Raw genomic sequence first — 19,437 nt, 5'->3', positions numbered from 1 at the left:
CTCACGCCTTGCCCTGGCCGCCGTTCTGTCCCCTCTCCCTTCCAGGGAGAGGGTTAGGGTGAGGGTCATTCCTTTCGTCATATTTCTGTCATTTAGTTACCTTACTCTCACTTTCGGTTTAATAAGTTGATCAATCTACGCGCGTAGATACACTGCGGGAAATGATTAAAAAATGGCATCATCGCCGACAGATAACGTTCGATCTCTGTGAGAATTCTAATGACGACAAGCACTTTCTCTCCCCCTCCGGCCGACGAACAGCACGCTGCTGAGGAACGCCTGGCCACGCCGGAAGGTAAACGCGATTTTGTTCGCGCGACTTTCTCCTGCTGGCTTGGTACCACCATGGAATACGCCGACTTCGCGCTTTATGGCCTGGCGGCCGGGATCATTTTTGGTGACGTCTTCTTCCCGGATGCCACGCCGGTCATGGCGCTGCTTTCAAGCTTTGCCGCTTACTCCGTCGGGTTCGTTGCCCGGCCAATTGGCGCCCTGCTGTTTGGCAGGCTGGGCGACCGCTACGGCAGAAAGATGGTGATGATCATTACTATTGCGCTGATGGGCTGCTCCACCACGCTTATTGGCCTGATCCCGAGCTACGCGCAAATTGGCGTCTGGGCGCCAACCTGCCTGGTTATTCTGCGTTTTGCTCAAGGGCTGGGCGCAGGCGCTGAGCTGTCCGGCGGCACCGTGATGCTGGGTGAATATGCCCCGGTGAAACGTCGCGGTCTGGTCTCTTCTATCATCGGGCTCGGCTCCAACAGCGGCACGCTGCTGGCCTCTCTGACCTGGCTGCTGGTGCTGCAGATGGATAAAGAAACGCTGCTCTCCTGGGGCTGGCGTATTCCTTTCCTGTGCAGCATGCTGATTGCCGTTGTTGCCCTGATCATCCGTCAGCATCTGCGTGAAACGCCGGTCTTTGAGCGTCAGAAAGCGCTGCTGGAAGCCGAGCGCAAACAGAGCCTGGAAAAAGGGCTGGCCCAGCAGCAGAAAGACCCGCGCAGCTTCTGGCGACGCACTCGTGCTTTCTGGACGATGGTCGGACTACGCATTGGCGAAAACGGTCCGTCTTATCTCGCTCAGGGGTTTATCATCGGCTACGTCGCCAAAGTGCTGGCGGTAGATAAATCCGTCCCCACGCTGGCGGTGCTGATCGCCTCGGTGCTGGGCTTCGCGATTATTCCTTTTGCCGGTTGGCTTTCCGATCGCTTTGGCCGCCGTATCGTTTACCGCTGGTTCTGCCTGCTGCTGATCATCTACGCCTTCCCGGCCTTTATGCTGCTGGACTCCCGTGAGCCGATGATTGTTATACCGACCATCGTCGTCGGGATGGGGCTGGCTTCGCTGGGGATTTTCGGCGTGCAGGCGGCCTGGGGCGTAGAGCTGTTCGGGGTCACCAACCGCTACACCAAAATGGCGTTTGCGAAGGAGCTTGGGTCGATACTTTCCGGCGGAACCGCACCGCTGGTTGCCGCCGCGCTGTTGTCCTGGACCGGGCACTGGTGGCCGATTGCACTCTACTTCGCGGTGATGGCGGGGATTGGCCTGGTGACAACCTTCTTTGCCCCGGAAACCCGAGGTCGCGACCTCAATCTGCCGGAAGACGCTATTTGATTTGTCACAGAGTTGACGGCGATTTTTACGGAGCAAAGCTTTATGCTGTGGCTCCGTATATCGCCCGCCAAATAAAGCAGGTATTCAGTGACTAAGCCTCATGTGCACCGCGTTACCCGCGCTGAAGTCGCCAAAGAAGCAGGCACTTCCGTTGCGGTCGTCAGCTACGTGATTAACAACGGCCCGCGCCCGGTTGCGCAGGCCACACGCGAGCGCGTGCTCGCCGCTATCAAGAAAACCGGCTATCGCCCGAACGGCATTGCCAGGGCTTTAGCCAGCGGCACCACGCGCACCTACGGCTTAGTCGTGCCCAATATCGCCAACCCGTTTATCTCGTCCATGGCGCACGCGCTCCAGCAGGAGGCCTTTGCCGATGGCCGGGTGCTGCTGCTGGGCGATTCCGGTGATGACCGCGCCCGCGAGCTGGAGCTTATCAACAACCTGCTGCATCGCCAGGTTGACGGGCTGATTTATACCAGCGTCGACAGGCATCCTTATATCGATCTTATCCAGGCCAGCGGCACGCCTTGCGTCATGCTGGACAGGGTCGAACCGGAGCTGAACGTCTGCTCAATTCAGGTTAACGAGCAGTACGCCGCCCGACGAGCAACCCGCCATTTGATTGAGCATGGCTATCGCGATATCGCCATTATTTGCGGGCCGCAGGAGATGCTGAACACTCAGGATCGTATCAGCGGCTGGCGGCTGGCGCTGGAAGAAGCGGGCCTTGCCGTTCGCCCGGAATGGATTTTTTCAACGGATTACACCCGCCAGGGCGGCTACGATGCAACACAGCAAATGCTGGCGGGCGAACTGCCTCGCGCGCTGTTTGCCACCAATGAACAACAGGCCTTTGGCTGCCTGAGAGCGCTGTCGGAACACGGGCTTTCCGCGCCGAAAGATCTGGCGCTGGTGTGCTTTAACGGCACCCTGGAGTCAGCCTTTAACGTCCCGTCGTTGACCACCGTCCGCCAGCCGGTCACGCAGATGGCGAAGAAAGCCATCGAGATGCTGAAAAAGTGGGACGGGCAGCCGCATAAATATGAATTCGATTTTGAGCTGGAGATTGGCGAGTCCTGCGGCTGCCGCTCCCTCACTACAAGCAGGAAGTCACAGGTAACATGAAGCGTTTAATTATCGATTGCGATCCGGGTAACGGCGTTGCCGGGGCTAACGTAGACGATGGTCTGGCCCTCGCTCTGGCGCTGGCGGCACCGGAGATTTCTCTGGAGCTTATCACCACCGTGTCCGGCAATACGCCAAGCGAAGTGGGCTATGCCGTGGCGTCTGATTTAGTCGCCCGACTCGGCGTGCCCGTTGAGGTTGCCAGGGGCGCCTCGCGCGCGTTGATTGAGCCGTCGGCACCGTGGCGCGAACACCTGGATCATAAGGTCGATAAAGTGGGCCTGCGCCATCTCTGGAAGGACGTAATTGCCCCGAAAATGCTGGCCGAAGTGGCCCCACTGGCGGTGCATAAGATGGGCGAGCTTATCTGCGCCAACCCCGGTGAAATTTCGCTGATTGCCATTGGGCCGTTGACCAACGTGGCGCTGGCTTTGCAGCTGTATCCGCAGATGGCGAATGCGGTAAAAGAGATTGTGATCATGGGCGGCGTGTTTAACGTTGACGGCTACCTGAAGGACACCAATTTTGGCGTTGACCCGGAGGCCGCGCACGCCGTGCTGATCAGCGGCGCAAACATCGTTCTGGTGCCGATGGATGTCACCACCCAAACCATGATGACGCACGAGGATTTGGCTGCGCTGGCCACCTGCGATAACCGCCTGAGCCGTTTTCTCGTCGAAACCATTCGTCCGTGGATGGATTTTTCCATGCAGACACGCCAGCTACCGGGCTGTTGGATCCACGATGTGCTGACCGTCGCCTGGCTGCTTGAGCCGGAGCTGGTGAGCTGGACGGAGGATTATGTGGATGTGTCCCTGAGCGGGCTGAGCCGGGGCAGAACGTTGCGCTATGGCCCGGAACATTTGCGGCTGGCGGTGAACGTTGACGCTCCGCAGGGCAAGCCGGTCACGCTGCTACAAACCGTGGATAACCAGAAGCTGCTGGCGCTTATCGACCGGCATATCCGCCAGTTTGTATAAATAAAAAAGGCGCTTTCGCGCCTTTTTTCACAGTACCTTGCTGAGGAAGGCCTGAGTTCGCGGGTTTTGCGGCGCGCTAAAGAGCTGCGCTGGCACACCCTGTTCCTGAATCACGCCCTGGTCGATAAAGATAACCCGGTCCGCCACTTCGCGGGCAAAGCCCATTTCGTGGGTCACGATGATCATCGTCATCCCTTCCTGCGCGAGCTGTTTCATGACCGCCAGCACTTCGCCGACCAGTTCAGGATCCAGCGCCGAAGTCGGCTCATCGAACAGGATAATCGACGGTTCCATCGCCAGCGCACGGGCAATCGCCACGCGCTGCTGCTGGCCGCCGGACAGGCTTGAAGGCCAGGCGTCGATTTTGTCCAACAGCCCCACCTTTTGCAGCAGCTTCTCGGCCTGGTTTACCGCTTCCGCTTTTGACAGCCCTTTCAGCGACATCGGCGCCATAATCAGGTTTTCCAGCACCGTCATGTGCGGGAACAGGTTAAAGCGCTGGAACACCATGCCCACACCTTCACGCAGCGTGTTGAGGTTGGTTTTTGGGTCATGTACCGCGAAACCATTCACCACCACTTCGCCGCCGTCCGGTTTTTCCAGCGCGTTCAGGCAGCGCAGAAACGTACTTTTGCCGGAGCCCGAAGGGCCAATCACGCAAACCACTTCCTGAGGCGCGATATCGCAGGAGATGCCGCGCAGCACGTGAGTTTTGCCAAATTGTTTCTGTAAATCCTTAACGTGAATCACTTTTGCCAAGCCTCTTTTCCATATGTTGCACCAGCAGCGATAGCAGGAACGTCAGAACCCAGTACACCACGGAGATGGTCAGGTACGGTTCCCAGTAAGTCGCGTAAGCGCCGGAAACGGTACGCGCCGCGTAGGCCAGGTCGGCAAGGCCGATGGCGGAAGCCAGCGACGAGTCTTTCACAATAGCAATTGCGTTGTTGCCCAGCGGCGGCAGGATGCGGCGGAAAGCCTGCGGCAGGATAACCTTGCGCATCGTTTTGCCCCAGCCCATGCCGAGGGCACGCGAAGCTTCCATCTGCCCTTTATCGATGGACTGAATACCGGCGCGGAAAATCTCTGACACATAGGCCCCGGCGTTCAGGGTGATCGCCACCACGCAGGAGAGAAATGCGCCGTACTCGGAGCGAAGGTCACGGGCAAAGTCCACGGACATCATCCCGCTGGTGATCATGATCCCGTCGCGCGGGTTAATAAACAGCGGTACCAGCGCAAAGTGAACCACCATGATCTGCACGAACAAAGGCGTGCCGCGAAACGCACTGACGTAAACGCGCACCGGCCACTGCACGGCATAACGCAGCACGTGCTTCCACGGGCCGTCATCAGCGTGAGCCATACGGCCAAGCCCCAGCAGCAGCCCCCAGGTTGTGCCTAAAATCACGCAGATAATGGTGCACTTGATGGTCATCAGCGCGCCCTGCATAAATAACGGCGCGTATTCTGAGATTATCTCCCAGCGAAATCCGGTCATACCTGTCCTTGTTGGGGCCGGAGCGGCCCCGATTGAAAATTACTCTGCCGGGAGGGTTGGAACGTTGTTGTCGAACCAGGTGGCGTAAATTTTAGCGTAGGTGCCGTCGGCGATGATTTTCTTCAGGCCAGCGTCGATTTTACCCTTCAGCTCGGCGTTGCCTTTAGCGACCGCGATGCCGAAGTACTGGCGTTCAAACTTGCTGTCCGGCACCAGCTTCAGCGGTTTCTCCGGGTGGGATTTGATGTAGTACTTCACCACGCCGACGTCGCCAACTGCGGCGTCAATGCCGTCTTCGGTCAGCTCCTGCAGCATCAGCGGCGTGTTATCAAAACGCTTGATATCAGTGCTGTTTTTACCCAGGACGTCGGACACAACGATGTCGCCGGTGCTGGAGTTAACCACGCCCACTTTTTTGCCTTTCAGGGCGGTAACGGAGTCTACTTTAGAGTCGGTCGGGACCACGATAGACTGCTCGGCCGGGAAGTACGGCGTGGAGAAATCGACCATCGCTTTACGCTTGTCGGTAATGGTGATGCCGGAAATGATGATGTCGCGGTCGCCGGAGTTCAGCGTGGCGAAAATGCCTTCCCACGGGGTGTTAACCAGCTTGATATCAAACCCTTCCGCCTTAGCGACGGCTTTGATGATGTCGATATCGAAACCTTCCAGCTGTTTCTGGCTGTTTTCGTATTCAAACGGACGGTAGGTGCCGCCGGAACCCACCACGTAGGTTTGCGCCAGCGCCTGAGCAGAACTGAACAATGCCGCGAGCAAACACCCGCCAGCCACTACTGATTTTATCGCTTTAGTTAACATAGAAGCCCTGGATATATGATGTTTTTATGCAGTTAATGTGCATAAAAATACATAATTACCCGGAAAGCAGCAACAGATAATTCACGATGAGCGACAATTACTGGCACTGAGGCTTCAGAATGGCGTCCAGCACCGGCGCCATATCAGGCCGCCAGGCGCCCTCTTCTCCATCGTAGAATTTTTCATCCCCGTTGATTGCATACGGAATCTGCGCTTTTTGCAATTCACAGGCGACAAACGTCGCCATCGCAACCTGCTGATCGAGCGGTAATTTGCTGCCTGGCGACCAGTTACCCACCCAGGAAAGGTGGCCGGTTTTCTGCTGCCAGCGCACGGCCGTTTCTATGCGGGCATGAATCACGGCTTTTTCAGCCTCCGTGCCGGTGGTCCACTGATTTTTTCCATTCCAGGTTTTGCCATTCCAGTTTTTTGGGCCGCCCGGCATCAGATGCCAGTCAGCCATCACCAGTCCGTGGCGGGATTCTGGAATTTTAAGCGTAGCCAATGCTTCCGGAGAGGCATGATTGCGGGGTGCAACAAAGATATGGCGCTGAGGGCTGATTTTATGAATCGCCTTCACGGTTTTGTCGTAAATCTGGTTAAGCAGTTGAGGATTGGCGCTGAGTTTTTCCTCCGGCTGCCCGATAATATCGAACACCAGCGAGTCGTCATTTTTGGCGAAGAACCGCGCCACGGTCGCCCACCACTCAACGATATCTTCTGCATTTTCAGCAGTCGGCTTCGCTTTCAGCTCCGCCGCCCGGTAGCTTATCACCGGCACGATATGGTACTGCTCGCAGGCATCAACAATGCGCCGTAAATGCACCAGTTTCTGATGGGTTATCGGCCCCGCAACGCGAATACGGACATGGCCAAAGCCTCGCTGCTGGAAGTCACGTACCGTCAGAGGGTCAAATTCGCGGATCCCTCGCTCCGTTACCGCCCAGTCAACGTTCATCCCCACCCCAAGCTGGCTAGTCCAGGTAGGCGGCAGGGCTTCCTGTTGCGCAGCAAACGAACTGGCACAGAATGAGAGGGCAACCAGAATAAGAGTCGGCTTTAACATCGGCGGCACGTTACTTAGCGAAGGAAAACTAATATTTAGCATGCTTTTACCGTTTGCGGGGAGTGAGGATTGCAATAAAAAATGAATGGTGATGCAGAGTGTGAAGGATTGCCCAAGAGAACGACTCGTCGCTAAGCACAATGCCGGGCCTGTCAGCCATAAAAAAGCGCGACGTCTCCGCCGCGCTCCGTAATGTCTCAAGGAAACTTATTTCAGTTCAGGCCAGTAGTCTTTGTTCGCCTCAACCAGGTCGTCCAGGATAGCTTTGGCGACGGACGCGCTCGGCACGGTTTTCGACAGGGTGATCGCCTGCCACAGTTTCTGGTAAGAGCGGTGCTCCCAGGCATCCACCACCAGTTTTTCCACCGCAACCTGCTGACTCATCAACCCTTTCTGGAACTGAGGGATGTTTCCCACCACCAGCGGTTCCGGCCCGTCTTTGCCGACCAGGCAAGGAATTTCAACCATCGCTTCCGGGTCAAAGTTATTGATGGCCCCGTTGTTCGGCACAATCAGCAGCATCCGCGCCTGCGTGTTAAAGGCAATCGCCGTCGCCAGGTCAACGATGTAGGAGGCGTGTTCATCAATTTCCAGCTCGCCTGCAGAGGATTTCCCCGCGCTGATAATGGCGTTGCAGGAGCCAAATACGTGCTTCTCACGGTGATCCATCACCTCATTCGCCCGGGTACGCTGCGGGTTGGAGTGCTGCACCACGTAGTCAGGATAGAGATAGTATTTCAGGTAGGTGTTCGGCAGCGTATCGGGGTCAAGCGCCCAGACATCCTTCGCTTTGGCAAAGGTGTCGTTCCAGCTTGCTTCTGTGCCATGCTCGTCCGTTGGCGGCACATAACCATGTTTAGCAACATGTTCGCGAATTTTCGGCATCAAATCGTTGCCGTCTTTATCTTCAACGTGGGTCCACCAGCCAAAGTGGTTCAGGCCGTAGTAACGCACCTTCATCTCTTTGCGGTCCTTCAGGCCCACAATCTGCGCCATGCGGCTTTCAATGCCGATAGGCATATCGCAGATATTGAGGATTTTTGAATTCGGCCGCAGGCGACGCGTCGCTTCCGCCACGATAGCCGCCGGGTTGGAGTAGTTGAGCATCCAGGCGTTTGGCGAATATTTTTCCATGTAATCCACCAGCTCCAGCACGCCGCCGATTGAGCGCATGCCGTAGGCTATCCCGCCAGGGCCGCAGGTTTCCTGCCCAAGAACGCCGTGGCGCAGAGGAATTTTCTCGTCTTTTTCACGCATCGGATATTTGCCCACGCGGATGTGCGCCATCACAAAATCCACGTCACTGAACGCTTCCTGCGGGTCGGTGGTATAGCTGAAATCGATATCCGGTGCCTGCTCTTTCAGGATGATTTTGCAGGCTTCGGCGATGGTTTCCTGACGCGACCCGTCGTTATCGTAGAACTTCAGCGCACGCAGCGGGAAGCGGTTCTGGTTAGCCAACAGCATCAGCACGATGCCTGGAGTAAAAGTACTGCCGCCGCCTGCTACAACTACCGAGAATTTTTTCATGATACTGCCTCCGTCATGGATGGATGTTCGTCTGAGACTTGCTGCTTAATAAGGGTTTCAATCTGGTCGCGAATTTGCGGGACATGCAGCCCGACTATCACCTGAATGCCGTTGCCGCTGCGCACCACGCCGTGGGCGCCAAGGGCTTTAAACACTTCGTCGGCTTCGGTCAGCGCCATATCGGCGAGCGTGATACGCAGGCGAGTGGCGCAGTTGTTAAGGCTGGCGATGTTCGCCGCGCCGCCAAGCGCCTGCAGGAAGCCATAGGCCTGGCCGTGTTTTGCGTCCTGGCTCACCGCCGCACTGGTTTGCTGGCGAGCGGCCTGGTAATCAGCCTTGCTGTAGAGTTTGATTTCGCTGTCTTCCCGGCCCGGTGTTTTCAGGTTGAAGCGCAGGATTAAGGCGCGGAAAACCACGAAGTAGACGCCGGTAAAGGCGATGCCGATGCCTATCTGGGTAAAGACCATCGACGCGTGGTTATGGAACATGGGGATCCAGTTTTGCGGCAGGAACTGGTCAAGCAGGCCGCCGCCCATGTTGCCCACCACGCCCGCCATGTACATCACCGTTGCCATCGAGGCCGCCAGGAAGGCATGCACCGCGAACAGCAGCGGGGAGATAAACAGGAAGGTGAATTCCAACGGTTCGGTAATACCGACCAGCATGGCGGTTAGCGTCGCGGGGATCAGCAGCCCGGCAACCTTCACGCGGTTCTGCGGCGAGGCGGTGTAATAGAGCGCCAGCGCGATACCCACGGAACCAAAGACTTTCGAGTTACCGTGCAGGGCAAAACCACCTTCCGGGAACAGGGATTTCAGCGAAGCGGTGCTCTGGCTGAACTCCTGCAGATGCTGCGCCCAGTACACCTGAATGCCACCTTCAACCGCCGCCGGGCCGAAGATGAACGGGCCGTAGACAAAGTGGTGCAGTCCGGTTGGGATCAGGATGCGCTCAAGGAAGGTGTATACCCAGACGCCAAGCGCCCCGGCACCGCGTAAAAATGCCTGCAGCGATTCGATGCCGAGCTGCACTTTTGGCCAGCCGAGCAGCGTCAACCAGGCGCAGGGGATCATCACCAGGAAAGCCACAATCACCACGAACGAGCTGCCCTGGAAAATCCCCAGGAACACCGGAAGCTGTTTGTCGAAGTAGCGGTTGTGAATGGCGGTGACGATACCGGAGATAACAATCGCCCCGATGATGCTGGTGTCGAGCGTTTTAATCCCGGCCATCATCGTCAGGCCGCTGCCTGCCGTAGGCTCGAGGCTAAAGTCGACGCCGAAGTAATGCCCCCACGTCATCCCCATCGCGTTGATGAAATAGTTCCAGGTCAGGAAACTGACCAGCACCGCCAGGCAGGCGCGTCCCTGGGCCTGTTTCGCCAGGCCAATGGGCAAACCCACGGCGAAAATCAGCGGCATATTGCGGAACACCGTCCAGCCGCCTTCTTCGATGATATGAACAATTTGAGCAAACAGGGTGTCAGGTGCGGTGAGCGCTTCGCCGACAAATAGCGGGTTGCGCAGCATGATGGCGAGCCCGACCACGATCCCGGCAAAGGGGAACAGCAGAACCGGGGTAAACATTGCACCACCAAAGCGTTGTATTTGACTGAGCATTTTTAAATCCTCATGTAACAACTTCGTAGAGTAAGAGGCGGCCTTATTTTTTTAGTCTGGCCTGAAGCTGAGAATATGAGGGCGGGCTGTTTCTCGCCGCGTCAGGCGCAGCGATTCGTGATCGTATTCATGGTTTTTATTTGGTCAAAGTTGTCTACTTTTAATCTTAAAACTAGACAATTCATCGAAATACAACGGCGAGATAAAGCCTGGAGATGTCCAGAGATGATCTACAAATCCATTGCCGACCGACTGCGGCTGAGGCTTAACTCCGCCGACTACACCATCGGCAGCCCGCTGCCCGGTGAGAAAAAACTCGCCGAGGAGTTTGGCGTCTCAAGAATGACCATCCGCAAAGCGGTGGCGTTGCTTATCGGCTGGGGGCTGGTCACGCGTCGCCAGGGCAGCGGCACGTGGGTGACGAAAAAAGACGTTCACCACGAAACGACCAACCTGACGGGGTTTGTGGAAGTGATGCGCAGCCAGGGCAAAGAGGTGCTGAGCGAGGTGCTGGAGTTTAACGTGATGCCTGCGCCACCGGCGATTGCCAGCCTGCTGCGCATTAAAATAGACGAGAAAATTTACTACTCCCGCCGCGTGCGTGCCGTCGGCGGTAAGCCGCTGATGGTGGAAGACAGCTACATGCCGGTTAAACTCTTCCGTAACCTGTCGTTGGCCCACCTTGAAGGGTCAAAATTCAGCTATATCGAAGACGAATGCCAGATAATCATCAGCGGCAACTACGAAACGCTGACGCCGGTGCTCGCCGACGCCAAAACGGCCAGGTTGTTGAACATCGCCGAGGTGACGCCGATTCTGCGCATCACGTCGCTCTCTTACAGCGATAAAGGCGAGTTTCTTAACTATTCGGTGATGTTCAGAAATGCCAGCGAATACCAGGTGGATTACCACCTGCGCAGGGATCATTCGAGGATGCCGCCCGAACAGCCGGGCGGCGATGAGCTATAGCCCCCAGAACAGCAGCGCCAGCAGTTGGGGAGTAATAATGCGCAGGAACATCACCAGCGGGTAAACCGTGGCATAAGAAAGCGCGGCCGCACCGCTGGTCGCATGCAGCCCGTTGGCAAAGGCCAGCGCAGGCGGGTCGGTCATCGAGCCCGCCAGCATGCCGCACAGCGTCAGGTAGTTCATCTTCGCCAGCAGGCGAGCAAGCAGGCCGACGGTAATCAGCGGAATCGCCGTGATCAGAATGCCATAGCCAATCCAGCTTACGCCGTCGCCCACCAGCAGCGTGTCGATAAAATCCCCACCGGACTTGAGCCCGACCACAGCCAGGAAGAGCACGATGCCCAGCTCGCGCAGCGCCAGGTTAGCGCTCGGCGGCATAAACCAGTACAGCTTGCCGATACTGCCAATGCGACCAAGGATCAATGCCATAATGAGCGGCCCGCCCGCCAGCCCAAGGCGCAACGCGGCCGGGAAACCGGGGATAAACAGCGGAATGGAGCCCAGCAGTACGCCAAGCCCGATGCCGATAAACACCGGCAGCATTTGTACCTGCTGCAGCTTGTGCTGCGCGTTACCGACTTCTGCCGCCACCGCGTCTATCGATTGAGGGCGGCCCACGAGGTTGAGGATGTCGCCAAACTGCAGGCTGGCGTTGCTGCTGGCTACCAGCTCAACTCCAGCGCGGTTAAGCCGTGAGATCACCACGTCATATTTCTGTTTTAAGTGCAGATCGCGGATCTTCTTGCCTAAAACCTTCTCGTTGGTCACCACTACGCGCTCAACGCGCAGATCCGTGCCTCGCGTTGAAAGCGAGGTATCCACCTCGGTGCCGATCACCAGCAGCGCTTTGTGCAAATCCTTTTCCGCCCCGACCAGGTGCAGCAGGTCGCCGGTCTGAACCAGAGTGCCTGGGGAAGGCACCATCAGCAATTCATCACGCTTAAGGCGGGAGCAAATTATCTCGTCACTGTTAAGAATAGGGATGTCCTGAATCGCCAGGCCATTCAGGTTGGGGTTGGCAACGCAGATATTGATGGTCTGCAGCTGAGCGTGATTTTGGCCGCTGCTGGCCTCAAACTGCTGCGCTTCTTTGTCGACGCTGACGCGAAATGCTATGCGCAGCAGCCACATGGTCATCAGGATGCCGCAAATCCCAAACGGGTACGCCATCGCGTAGCTCATCCCCATTTGGTCAACCAATTGTGCAGGCGTACCGAGATCGGTAAGGATCTGCTGCCCCGCCCCCAGCGCGGGAGTATTGGTGACCGCACCGGAGAAGATCCCCAGCACCACCGGCAGCGGTACATCAAACAGCTTGTAGACCACGGCGGTGACCAGCGCGCCGAGCACGACGATCAGAATAGCGAACAGGTTAAGCCGCAGGCCGGACACGCGAAGCGAAGAGAAGAAGCCAGGCCCCACCTGAATACCGATGGTATAGACAAACAGGATCAGCCCAAACTCCTGGATAAAGTGCAGCATGTCGCCGTTCAGGCCAATCCCGGCCTGATTAACGAAGTGGCCGACAATAATGCCGCCAAACAGCACGCCTCCGATCCCGAATCCTACGCCACGGATCTTGATGTTGCCGATCCACAGACCTACCACGGCGACCAGCGCCAGCATGCTGACGGTTAACGCTATTCCACTCATATATCATCCCTGTGAATAACATTATTGTTATTATGGATTCTGGCAGAGCTACGGGCAGGATAATGGGGCGCGGAGCACAAAAAAGGCCCCATTTTCAGGGGCCTTAATGCTTAATAAGAGAAACTTAATTAACTGTTAAGCGCGGGGCGTTCGCTAATGGCGATCCGCTGTGGCGCAATCTCTTCTGGGATTTCACGCACCAGGTCAATGTGCAGCAGGCCGTTAGTGAACGTTGCCCCTGAAACCTGCATATGCTCGGCCAGGGTGAAGCTCAGGCTGAACGGCTGAGTCACCAGCCCCTGATGCAGCCAGTTGACCTCTTTTTCCGGTTTAACCGGCGTGCCCTTCACGCTCAGACGGGTGCCTTCCAGCTCGATATCAAGATCTTCCTGGCGGAAACCGGCCAAAGCCAGCGTGATGCGGTAATGGTTATCGTCGCTCTTCTCGATGTTGTAAGGCGGGAAGCTCTGGCTTTCACTGCTGGACTGCAGCGCGTTAGCCAGTTTATCGAAGCCGATCCATTGACGCAGAAGTGGGGATAAATCGTAGTTACGCATAGTGTTTTCTCCTTCTTTGAAGCAAGAAATAACCTGCCCGCATGCGAACGGGCATTGGCTCCCTGACGGCAAGCCAGCTTGATGACGGGCCGCGCGAGGCGCGACCCCACGAATTAGTTGATTTCGATGCGGCGAGGCTTCATCGACTCTGGAATTTCGCGCTCCAGGCTGATGTACAGCAGGCCGTTGACCAGGTTCGCACCGCGAACGTGGATGTTTTCCGCCAGCTGGAATTTGCGCTCGAAATTGCGTTCGGCAATGCCCTGGTAGAGGTAAGTACGCTCTTGCTGCTCGTCCGCGTGCGCGCCTTTAACAATCAGCAGATTGTCCTGGGCGGTGATCTCAAGTTCGCTTTCGGCGAAACCGGCGACGGCAATAGCAATGCGATAGTGGTTTTCATCCACTAATTCAACGTTGTACGGAGGGTAGCCGCCGTTGCTTTGGCTCTGGTTGTTTTCCAGCAGATTAAACAGACGGTCAAAACCGATGGCGGACCGATACAGCGGAGAAAGATCGAAGTTACGCATAATAAAAAGCTCATGAAATCAGCGAGTAAGATGTAAAAGCCTTCCCTTTGGACAGGCCATGAACCTGAGCACCCAATCGGCGTACTCGTTTTGGTTACTCTACTAAAATGTGGCTCGCTTAAAATTTTTCAAGGCGCCTGAACGCAAATTTTTTGCGTGAATGGCTTTCCTTACTTAGACTGGCAAACAGCATAAAAGGTTAAAAATATGCGATAGCCGCCACAGAGCGGAACAACGGGCATTTTTATACCACGGGCGGATGCTATAACTCCGCAGGTGCTGGTACTTCGCCAGCCATTAAAGATGACAGCAAGATGATGATGAGAAACTGGTTTCCAACTCTGGTGATTAGCAGCGGGCTGTTATTACTGACCGGCTGCTCCAGCATGATGTCACACAGCGGCGGCAAAGAAGGTTTGTACCCGGGCACACGAGCCAGCACAGCGACGCTTGGCGACGACGAAACAAGCTGGGCGATAAAACCACTGGTTGCGCTGGATCTGCCGTTTACCGCCGTGCTGGATACGGTGCTTTTACCGTGGGATATGTTCCGTAAGGACAACTCAGTGAGATCGCGCGTGGAGGCCAGCGAGAAACAGAATCTGGCCACCAACGCCGTTATCCCACCGGCAGAACTTCCTCATTAAGCGGCTTAAAGCCCGGTTTCCGCGCTCCACAGCTGGCGGAAACCGTCGATGTCCTGCATCCAGGCGACTTGCTTGCCGTCCGGTGAAAAGACGATAGCGTCACCGGAAGGCGCTTCCCCTTCCGCTGCGCCTAATGGCGTAACTTCCCCACTTTGCGCGTCACACAGCACCACACGTCCCTGCTGCACAAACCCAAGAGCTTTGCCTGAAGGATGCCAGTTGAAGGCCGACTGAATGTCATGTTCGCCGTGGGTGACCTGCCGTGGCTCACCGCCGTTCGGGGAAAGCATCCAAAGCTGCACCACGCCGCTGTCATCCCGCATCAGGAAGGCAAGCTGGCTGCCGTCCGGGCTGCTGCGGATCCAATGCCGAGGCTGATTCACCAGGCCCGGATGACGGCGTTCGTGGGTAAAGGTCAGCCTGCGCTGCATCACGCCTTTTGGCGGCGCGGGCAGCGAGGTTTCGGTGCCGCACAGCGGTTCGCCTCCGGCCTGCTGATAAGCCTGTGCTTCGTCAGGCAAATCCACGATAAACAGCTCAGGCACTTTTTCGCCGCTTGTTGAGAGCGTATCGCCGATAAACGCCAGCGCCCAGCGCTGGAGGCTGCCGTCTGGCTTGCGGTAACCTTGCTCACCTATCCAGCCTTCTTCGTAGGCGCGGTTAATCTCATCGCTGCCGGGCTGTGGCTCTGCCGTTGTCCGACTCACCAGCACACAATAATGGCTGCCGTCATATTCGCGAGGATGCTGTCTGGTTGGCGTTACGGGGCCAAAAGGCAGCGCGACGCCGACGTTGCGCAGATCTAAGCGCTCATCAAGCTCGTGCATCACATGGTCGTTGTAGGTGAAGCTCAGACGGCTGCCGTCCGGGCTCCAGACGTGAACGTGGCTGCCGCCGCGCAGCGCGCCAGGGGTATAAGGCGAGGTAATGTCCATCGCATCAAGATTGCTGGCTTCGCCCTGGTCCACAACCACGCCACGGCGGTGGTGGAAGTCATAATGCCAGTCGGCGTCCGGGTTTTCCGGGCCGTGGATGAAAACGTAACGCTCCGGCAGCTGTGGATTCACGGTCACCACGCCAACGTGGGCACCTTCAGGCGCGCGATACACCACTTCAATATCGCCGTTCAGAATATTGACTCGCTCAATGGTTGCGCCGGTAAAAGAGGCACCCGATGGCCGCACGTCGAAGGCCAGCCACTGGCTGTCCGGCGTCCAGGTGTTAACATTGGTAAGCTGATGATGACGCGGTGCGAAGGTGAGTTGTTTAATCACGGTTTTGCCCTGAAGCGCTGAGTACGCTTCAGGGTAAAAGAATTAGTCCGGCCTTTCCACTTTGCCCCGCAGCCAAGTACAAAACTGGCGGGTTAGCGGGTCATTTTCGCTTTCACGATGGATAAGCCACGCCCAGTCTGCGCCGCGCACGGTTTGCTCCGCCAGCGGGATGAGCTGCTCGCTTGCTCTTTTTCTTCCAGCCAGCAGCTGGCTAACAAGCGCGATACCCAGCCCGTCTGTGGCCGCATCCAGTAATAATCCTGGGTCAGAGAAGTTCAGGCCCTGACTTTGCTGGCCGACGTCCGCGCCTCCGGCCACGCTCCAATGCTCCCAGCTCATTTCGCGCTCGCCATGCAGCGTGATGCGCAGCTCTTTGGGCGTCGCCAGCACATTGGGGTGGCAGGCCGGATAAAGTCTATCCTTGTACAACACCTCGAAAATGCATTCCGCCTGCTGGCTGACGTCGTCCCGAATAGCCACGTCGATGGTTTCGCCGGCCATATCCGGCGGGTCAAAGCTGGTAAACAGCCACAAATCCGTTTCCGGGTGCTGGCGGTTAAAGTCCGCCAGGTTGGGCAGCAGCCAGTGCCTGGCGAAGGCTGGCGTGGTGTTCACGATAAGCTGGTTCGGCTTGCGGTACTGATCGAGGCGGCGGATGCCCACGGCCAGCTGTTGCAGCATAACCTGCGCGGTGCTGTAGAGATCCTGTCCGGCGTCCGTCAGGCTGACGCTGCGCCCGCTGCGAAAGAACAGCGGTTGCTCCAGATAAGCCTCCAGGCTGCGGATCTGCTGGCTGATGGCCGACTGGGTGAGATGCAGTTCAGACGCAGCCTGGTGAAAGCTTCCCAGGCGCGCGGCGGCTTCAAACCCGCGCAGGGCATTTAACGGTGGCCAGTGTTTTAACATTTCGATAAGTCAGGCTAATCAGACGTGCACTAAATATATCGTTGGAAGCCGAATTCAGCCAGTGGTGAAATATCCATCTGCCACACTGAGCAGAATTTCTTAAGTGAAAACAGCTATACGGGAGTCCGATATGTCAACACGTCGTGAATTTATTAAATGTGCTTCGGTGCTGGCCGGGATGGGCATGGCGGGCTCTCTGGGGCTACCGTTATCAGCCCTCGCGGCGGCGAGCGCAGACTGGTGCATGCCGGACGAAGGAGAACAGCAGCAGCGGGCGTTTATCGCGTTTGGCGCCCAGCGAGCCATCTGGAAAGATTTTACCCCTGGCGTGCAGGATGCTCTGGGCCGCATCGCGCACGCTATCGCCGGCTACCAGCCGCTGACGGTCTTTTGCCGCGAACACGAACGCGAGCTGGCGGAGGAAAAATGTGGCAGCCACAACGTGACCTACGTGGTGACCGAGCTGGACGACATCTGGATGCGGGATACCGGGGCATGCTTTGTCACTTCGCCGGAAGGAAAGCTCGGCGCGGTGGGCTTCAACTTCAACGGCTGGGGCAATAAACAGCGGCACAGCAAGGACACTTTGCTGGCGGCGTTTATGGCAGAAAAATACGGCGCGACGCCGTTTATCCGCAGCGCCCTGGTGGGCGAAGGCGGCGGGATTGAGGTGGACGGACACGGAACCGGCATCATGACCGAAAGCAGCTGGGTCAACGGCAACCGCAATCCGGGCTGGAGCCGCGACAGAGTCGAACAGGAGCTGAAAACACAGCTTGGCCTGAGAAAAATCATCTGGCTGCCGGGCATAAAAGGGAAAGATATCACCGACGCCCACGTCGATTTTTACGCCCGTTTTGTTGAGCCAGGGGTGGTGATCGCCAACCTCGATCCCGACCCGGATTCCTGGGACCACAAGGTGACCCAGGCGCATCTGGCGATCCTCAGGCAGGCAACCGACGCCGATGGCCGCAGGCTACAGGTGCATAGCGTCACGCCGCCACAGGAACCGCGCGAGAGCCGCTTTAGCGAAGAGAACCCGGATTTTGCCGCCGGGTACATCAACTACTTCGTGATCAACGGCGCGATTATCGCCCCGGAATTTGGCGATGAAGAAACGGATGAGGCGGCGTTTCGCCTGCTGTCGACGCTTTACCCAGACCGTGAGGTCGTGCAGCTGAACATCGACGCGATTGCCGCCGGAGGCGGGGGTATTCACTGCGTTACCAATCAGTTACCCGCAGTGAAATAACAAAAGGGAGCGCACCCGGCGCTCCCCTTTCTCTCATTAACCGACCCTTTCCACTTTCCCCACCAGCAGGATATAAGAAAGCGCACCCAGCAGCGCTACCACGGAGATATAAACCAGCGCCGGAGCGAAGCCGTAGCTTTGTGCGAGATAGCCAATCACCAGCGGCACGGTGATCCCGCCGAGGCCGCCGACAAAGTTAAACACGCCGCCCGTGAGACCAATCAGGCGCATTGGCGCCAGGGAAGACACCAGCGACCAGGTGATGGACGCAAAGCCGTTGCCGAAGAAGGCAATCGCCATCAGCGTCATGATCCACACCGGATCGTTGGTGTAGTTGGCGCCCATAATGCAGGTGGAAATCAGCAGCCCGCAGATGATGGGCGCTTTACGCGCGATGCCCAACGAGTAACCTTTGCGCACCAGGCGATCCGCTACCCAGCCGGAGAGCAACACCCCGAAGAACGCCGCCAGGAACGGCACCGTGGTCATAAATCCGGCCTTCAGCGCGGTAATGCCTTTTTCCTGCGTCAGGTAGTTCGGGAACCAGGTCAGGAAGAACCACAGGGTGGACGTGACGGCAAATTGCCCGAGGTAAACGCCTACTAGCTTACGGTGGAACACCAGTTTCCAGTCGGCGGCGCTGAGCGGCTTACGCGTTTTCTTTTCGGCCGGTGCGTCGCCGTCCACCAGGCCGCCGCCTTCACGAATGTAGTCCAGCTCGGCGGTGTTGATGCCTTTGCTTTTACGCGGCGGCTGATAAACCTTGAACCAAATCAGCGACCAAATAATGCCGATCCCGCCGGTCACGATAAATACCCAATGCCAGCTTAAAAGCTCCTGAATCCAGATCAGCAGCGGCGTTAAAAACGCCAGGCCCACAAACTGCCCGGAGGTGTAAAACCCTACCGCAGAAGCACGCTCATGTTCCGGGAACCAGCTCGTCACCATACGGTTATTGGTCGGGAACGCCGGTGCCTCAAAGATACCGGTGATAGCGCGCAGGCCAATCAACGACATCAACCCGGTGGCGAATCCCTGAAACAGCGTAGCGACGGACCAGCCGAAAATAGCAATAAAGTAGGTCAGACGGGAGCCCACGCGGTCGAGGAACCAGCCGCCCGGGATCTGGCACAGGGTATAAAGCCAGGCAAAGGCCGAGAAGATATAGCCCATTTCCGTTTTGGTGATGCCAAATTCTGCCTGAATATGGGCCGACGCGACCGCGAGGTTGGCGCGGTCCACGTAGCAAATCACCACCGTAATAAAGATCATCACCAGCGTTAAATAACGGCGGCGCGTAGGTTTCACCGCAGTTGCAGAAATATCCATGATATTTCGTCTCCAAAAAATGGCATGGCGAAGCTGCTCACCATGCCCTGTTATACAGAGGGTGTTTAT

Annotated in this window: 17 protein-coding genes and 1 pseudogene; 6 read left to right on the top strand and 12 right to left on the bottom strand. The window is 57.1% G+C overall.

Translation table 11 applies throughout. The annotated features are described in order from the left end of the window. The first annotated feature begins 219 nt into the window (after positions 1 to 219). The 3 genes from CNE01S_RS03280 (at position 220) to CNE01S_RS03270 (ending at position 3,719) form a co-directional block, all read left to right on the top strand. Positions 220 to 1,614, top strand: coding sequence for an MFS transporter (locus CNE01S_RS03280; RefSeq protein WP_061273408.1), 1,395 nt, complete (start codon positions 220 to 222; stop codon positions 1,612 to 1,614). Positions 1,615 to 1,701: 87 nt separating this feature from the next. Then, positions 1,702 to 2,739 (top strand): LacI family DNA-binding transcriptional regulator, encoded by a 1,038-nt coding sequence (locus tag CNE01S_RS03275; RefSeq protein WP_061273406.1) that lies wholly within the window; start codon positions 1,702 to 1,704, stop codon positions 2,737 to 2,739. Continuing rightward, entirely contained in the window at positions 2,736 to 3,719 is a 984-nt protein-coding gene (locus CNE01S_RS03270) for a nucleoside hydrolase (protein ID WP_061273404.1), read from the top strand. Before CNE01S_RS03275 ends, CNE01S_RS03270 begins: the two co-directional genes overlap by 4 nt. A gap of 27 nt (positions 3,720 to 3,746) precedes the next feature. Here CNE01S_RS03270 and CNE01S_RS03265 read toward each other — a convergent pair whose 3' ends face one another. The 6 genes from CNE01S_RS03265 to CNE01S_RS03240 form a co-directional block, all read right to left on the bottom strand. Beyond that, positions 3,747 to 4,469: an amino acid ABC transporter ATP-binding protein gene (locus CNE01S_RS03265; protein WP_061273489.1), complete on the bottom strand. Its 723-nt coding sequence runs from the start codon at positions 4,467 to 4,469 to the stop codon at positions 3,747 to 3,749. Next, the gene (locus CNE01S_RS03260) at positions 4,456 to 5,220 is read right to left on the bottom strand and encodes an amino acid ABC transporter permease (RefSeq protein WP_061273402.1); all 765 of its coding nucleotides are present in this window, start codon (positions 5,218 to 5,220) and stop codon (positions 4,456 to 4,458) included. The genes CNE01S_RS03265 and CNE01S_RS03260 overlap by 14 nt, the downstream gene beginning before the upstream one ends. Positions 5,221 to 5,259: 39 nt before the next feature. Next, positions 5,260 to 6,039, bottom strand: coding sequence for a basic amino acid ABC transporter substrate-binding protein (locus tag CNE01S_RS03255; protein ID WP_061273400.1), 780 nt, complete (start codon positions 6,037 to 6,039; stop codon positions 5,260 to 5,262). Positions 6,040 to 6,136: 97 nt separating this feature from the next. After that, entirely contained in the window at positions 6,137 to 7,105 is a 969-nt protein-coding gene (locus CNE01S_RS03250) for a cellulase family glycosylhydrolase (protein ID WP_061273487.1), read from the bottom strand. Between the two features lie 207 nt (positions 7,106 to 7,312). Next, positions 7,313 to 8,635, bottom strand: coding sequence for a 6-phospho-alpha-glucosidase (locus CNE01S_RS03245; RefSeq protein WP_061273398.1), 1,323 nt, complete (start codon positions 8,633 to 8,635; stop codon positions 7,313 to 7,315). Then, complete coding sequence (locus CNE01S_RS03240) at positions 8,632 to 10,254, bottom strand: alpha-glucoside-specific PTS transporter subunit IIBC (protein ID WP_061273396.1); 1,623 nt, start codon at positions 10,252 to 10,254, stop codon at positions 8,632 to 8,634. Before CNE01S_RS03240 ends, CNE01S_RS03245 begins: the two co-directional genes overlap by 4 nt. A 225-nt stretch (positions 10,255 to 10,479) precedes the next feature. Between CNE01S_RS03240 and CNE01S_RS03235 the strand changes: the two genes are divergently transcribed. Continuing rightward, a complete protein-coding gene (locus CNE01S_RS03235; protein WP_061273394.1) occupies positions 10,480 to 11,223 on the top strand; it encodes a GntR family transcriptional regulator in 744 nt (247 codons plus the stop codon). Here CNE01S_RS03235 and CNE01S_RS03230 read toward each other — a convergent pair. From CNE01S_RS03230 to ibpA, 3 genes are all read right to left on the bottom strand, one after another. Beyond that, the gene (locus tag CNE01S_RS03230; RefSeq protein WP_061273392.1) at positions 11,218 to 12,876 is read right to left on the bottom strand and encodes a putative transporter; all 1,659 of its coding nucleotides are present in this window, start codon (positions 12,874 to 12,876) and stop codon (positions 11,218 to 11,220) included. The two genes, CNE01S_RS03235 and CNE01S_RS03230, sit on opposite strands and share 6 nt — an antisense overlap. Before the next feature lie 128 nt (positions 12,877 to 13,004). After that, complete coding sequence (ibpB, locus tag CNE01S_RS03225) at positions 13,005 to 13,433, bottom strand: small heat shock chaperone IbpB (protein ID WP_038477623.1); 429 nt, start codon at positions 13,431 to 13,433, stop codon at positions 13,005 to 13,007. 113 nt (positions 13,434 to 13,546) lie between these two features. Beyond that, positions 13,547 to 13,960 (bottom strand): small heat shock chaperone IbpA, encoded by a 414-nt coding sequence (gene ibpA / locus CNE01S_RS03220; RefSeq protein ID WP_061273390.1) that lies wholly within the window; start codon positions 13,958 to 13,960, stop codon positions 13,547 to 13,549. A gap of 317 nt (positions 13,961 to 14,277) precedes the next feature. Between ibpA and CNE01S_RS03215 the strand changes: the two genes are divergently transcribed. Then, positions 14,278 to 14,607 carry a YceK/YidQ family lipoprotein gene (locus tag CNE01S_RS03215; protein ID WP_169799395.1) on the top strand — a complete coding sequence of 110 codons (330 nt, stop codon included), beginning with the start codon at positions 14,278 to 14,280 and terminating at the stop codon, positions 14,605 to 14,607. Between the two features lie 5 nt (positions 14,608 to 14,612). Here the strand turns inward: CNE01S_RS03215 and CNE01S_RS03210 are convergent, their stop codons facing one another. Both CNE01S_RS03210 and CNE01S_RS03205 read right to left on the bottom strand, forming a co-directional pair. Beyond that, the gene (locus CNE01S_RS03210) at positions 14,613 to 15,878 is read right to left on the bottom strand and encodes a YidR family protein (protein ID WP_061273485.1); all 1,266 of its coding nucleotides are present in this window, start codon (positions 15,876 to 15,878) and stop codon (positions 14,613 to 14,615) included. A gap of 45 nt (positions 15,879 to 15,923) precedes the next feature. Next, entirely contained in the window at positions 15,924 to 16,787 is an 864-nt protein-coding gene (locus tag CNE01S_RS03205; protein WP_061273386.1) for a LysR substrate-binding domain-containing protein, read from the bottom strand. 130 nt (positions 16,788 to 16,917) lie between these two features. Here CNE01S_RS03205 and CNE01S_RS03200 point away from each other — a divergent pair, with 130 nt between their 5' ends. Beyond that, entirely contained in the window at positions 16,918 to 18,039 is a 1,122-nt protein-coding gene (locus CNE01S_RS03200; protein ID WP_061273384.1) for an agmatine deiminase family protein, read from the top strand. 36 nt (positions 18,040 to 18,075) lie between these two features. On the opposite strand, the pseudogene CNE01S_RS03195 reads toward CNE01S_RS03200, so the two are convergent. Beyond that, positions 18,076 to 19,412: pseudogene (locus tag CNE01S_RS03195) on the bottom strand (MFS transporter). Positions 19,413 to 19,437: the final 25 nt, after the last annotated feature.

The sequence above is a fragment of the Cedecea neteri NBRC 105707 = ATCC 33855 genome, assembly GCF_001571265.1.
In the GTDB taxonomy this organism is placed as follows: Bacteria; Pseudomonadota; Gammaproteobacteria; order Enterobacterales; family Enterobacteriaceae; genus Cedecea; species Cedecea neteri.
The sequence above is the reverse complement of the archived record's forward strand: the minus strand, read 5'-3'. Positions and strand labels throughout refer to the sequence as shown.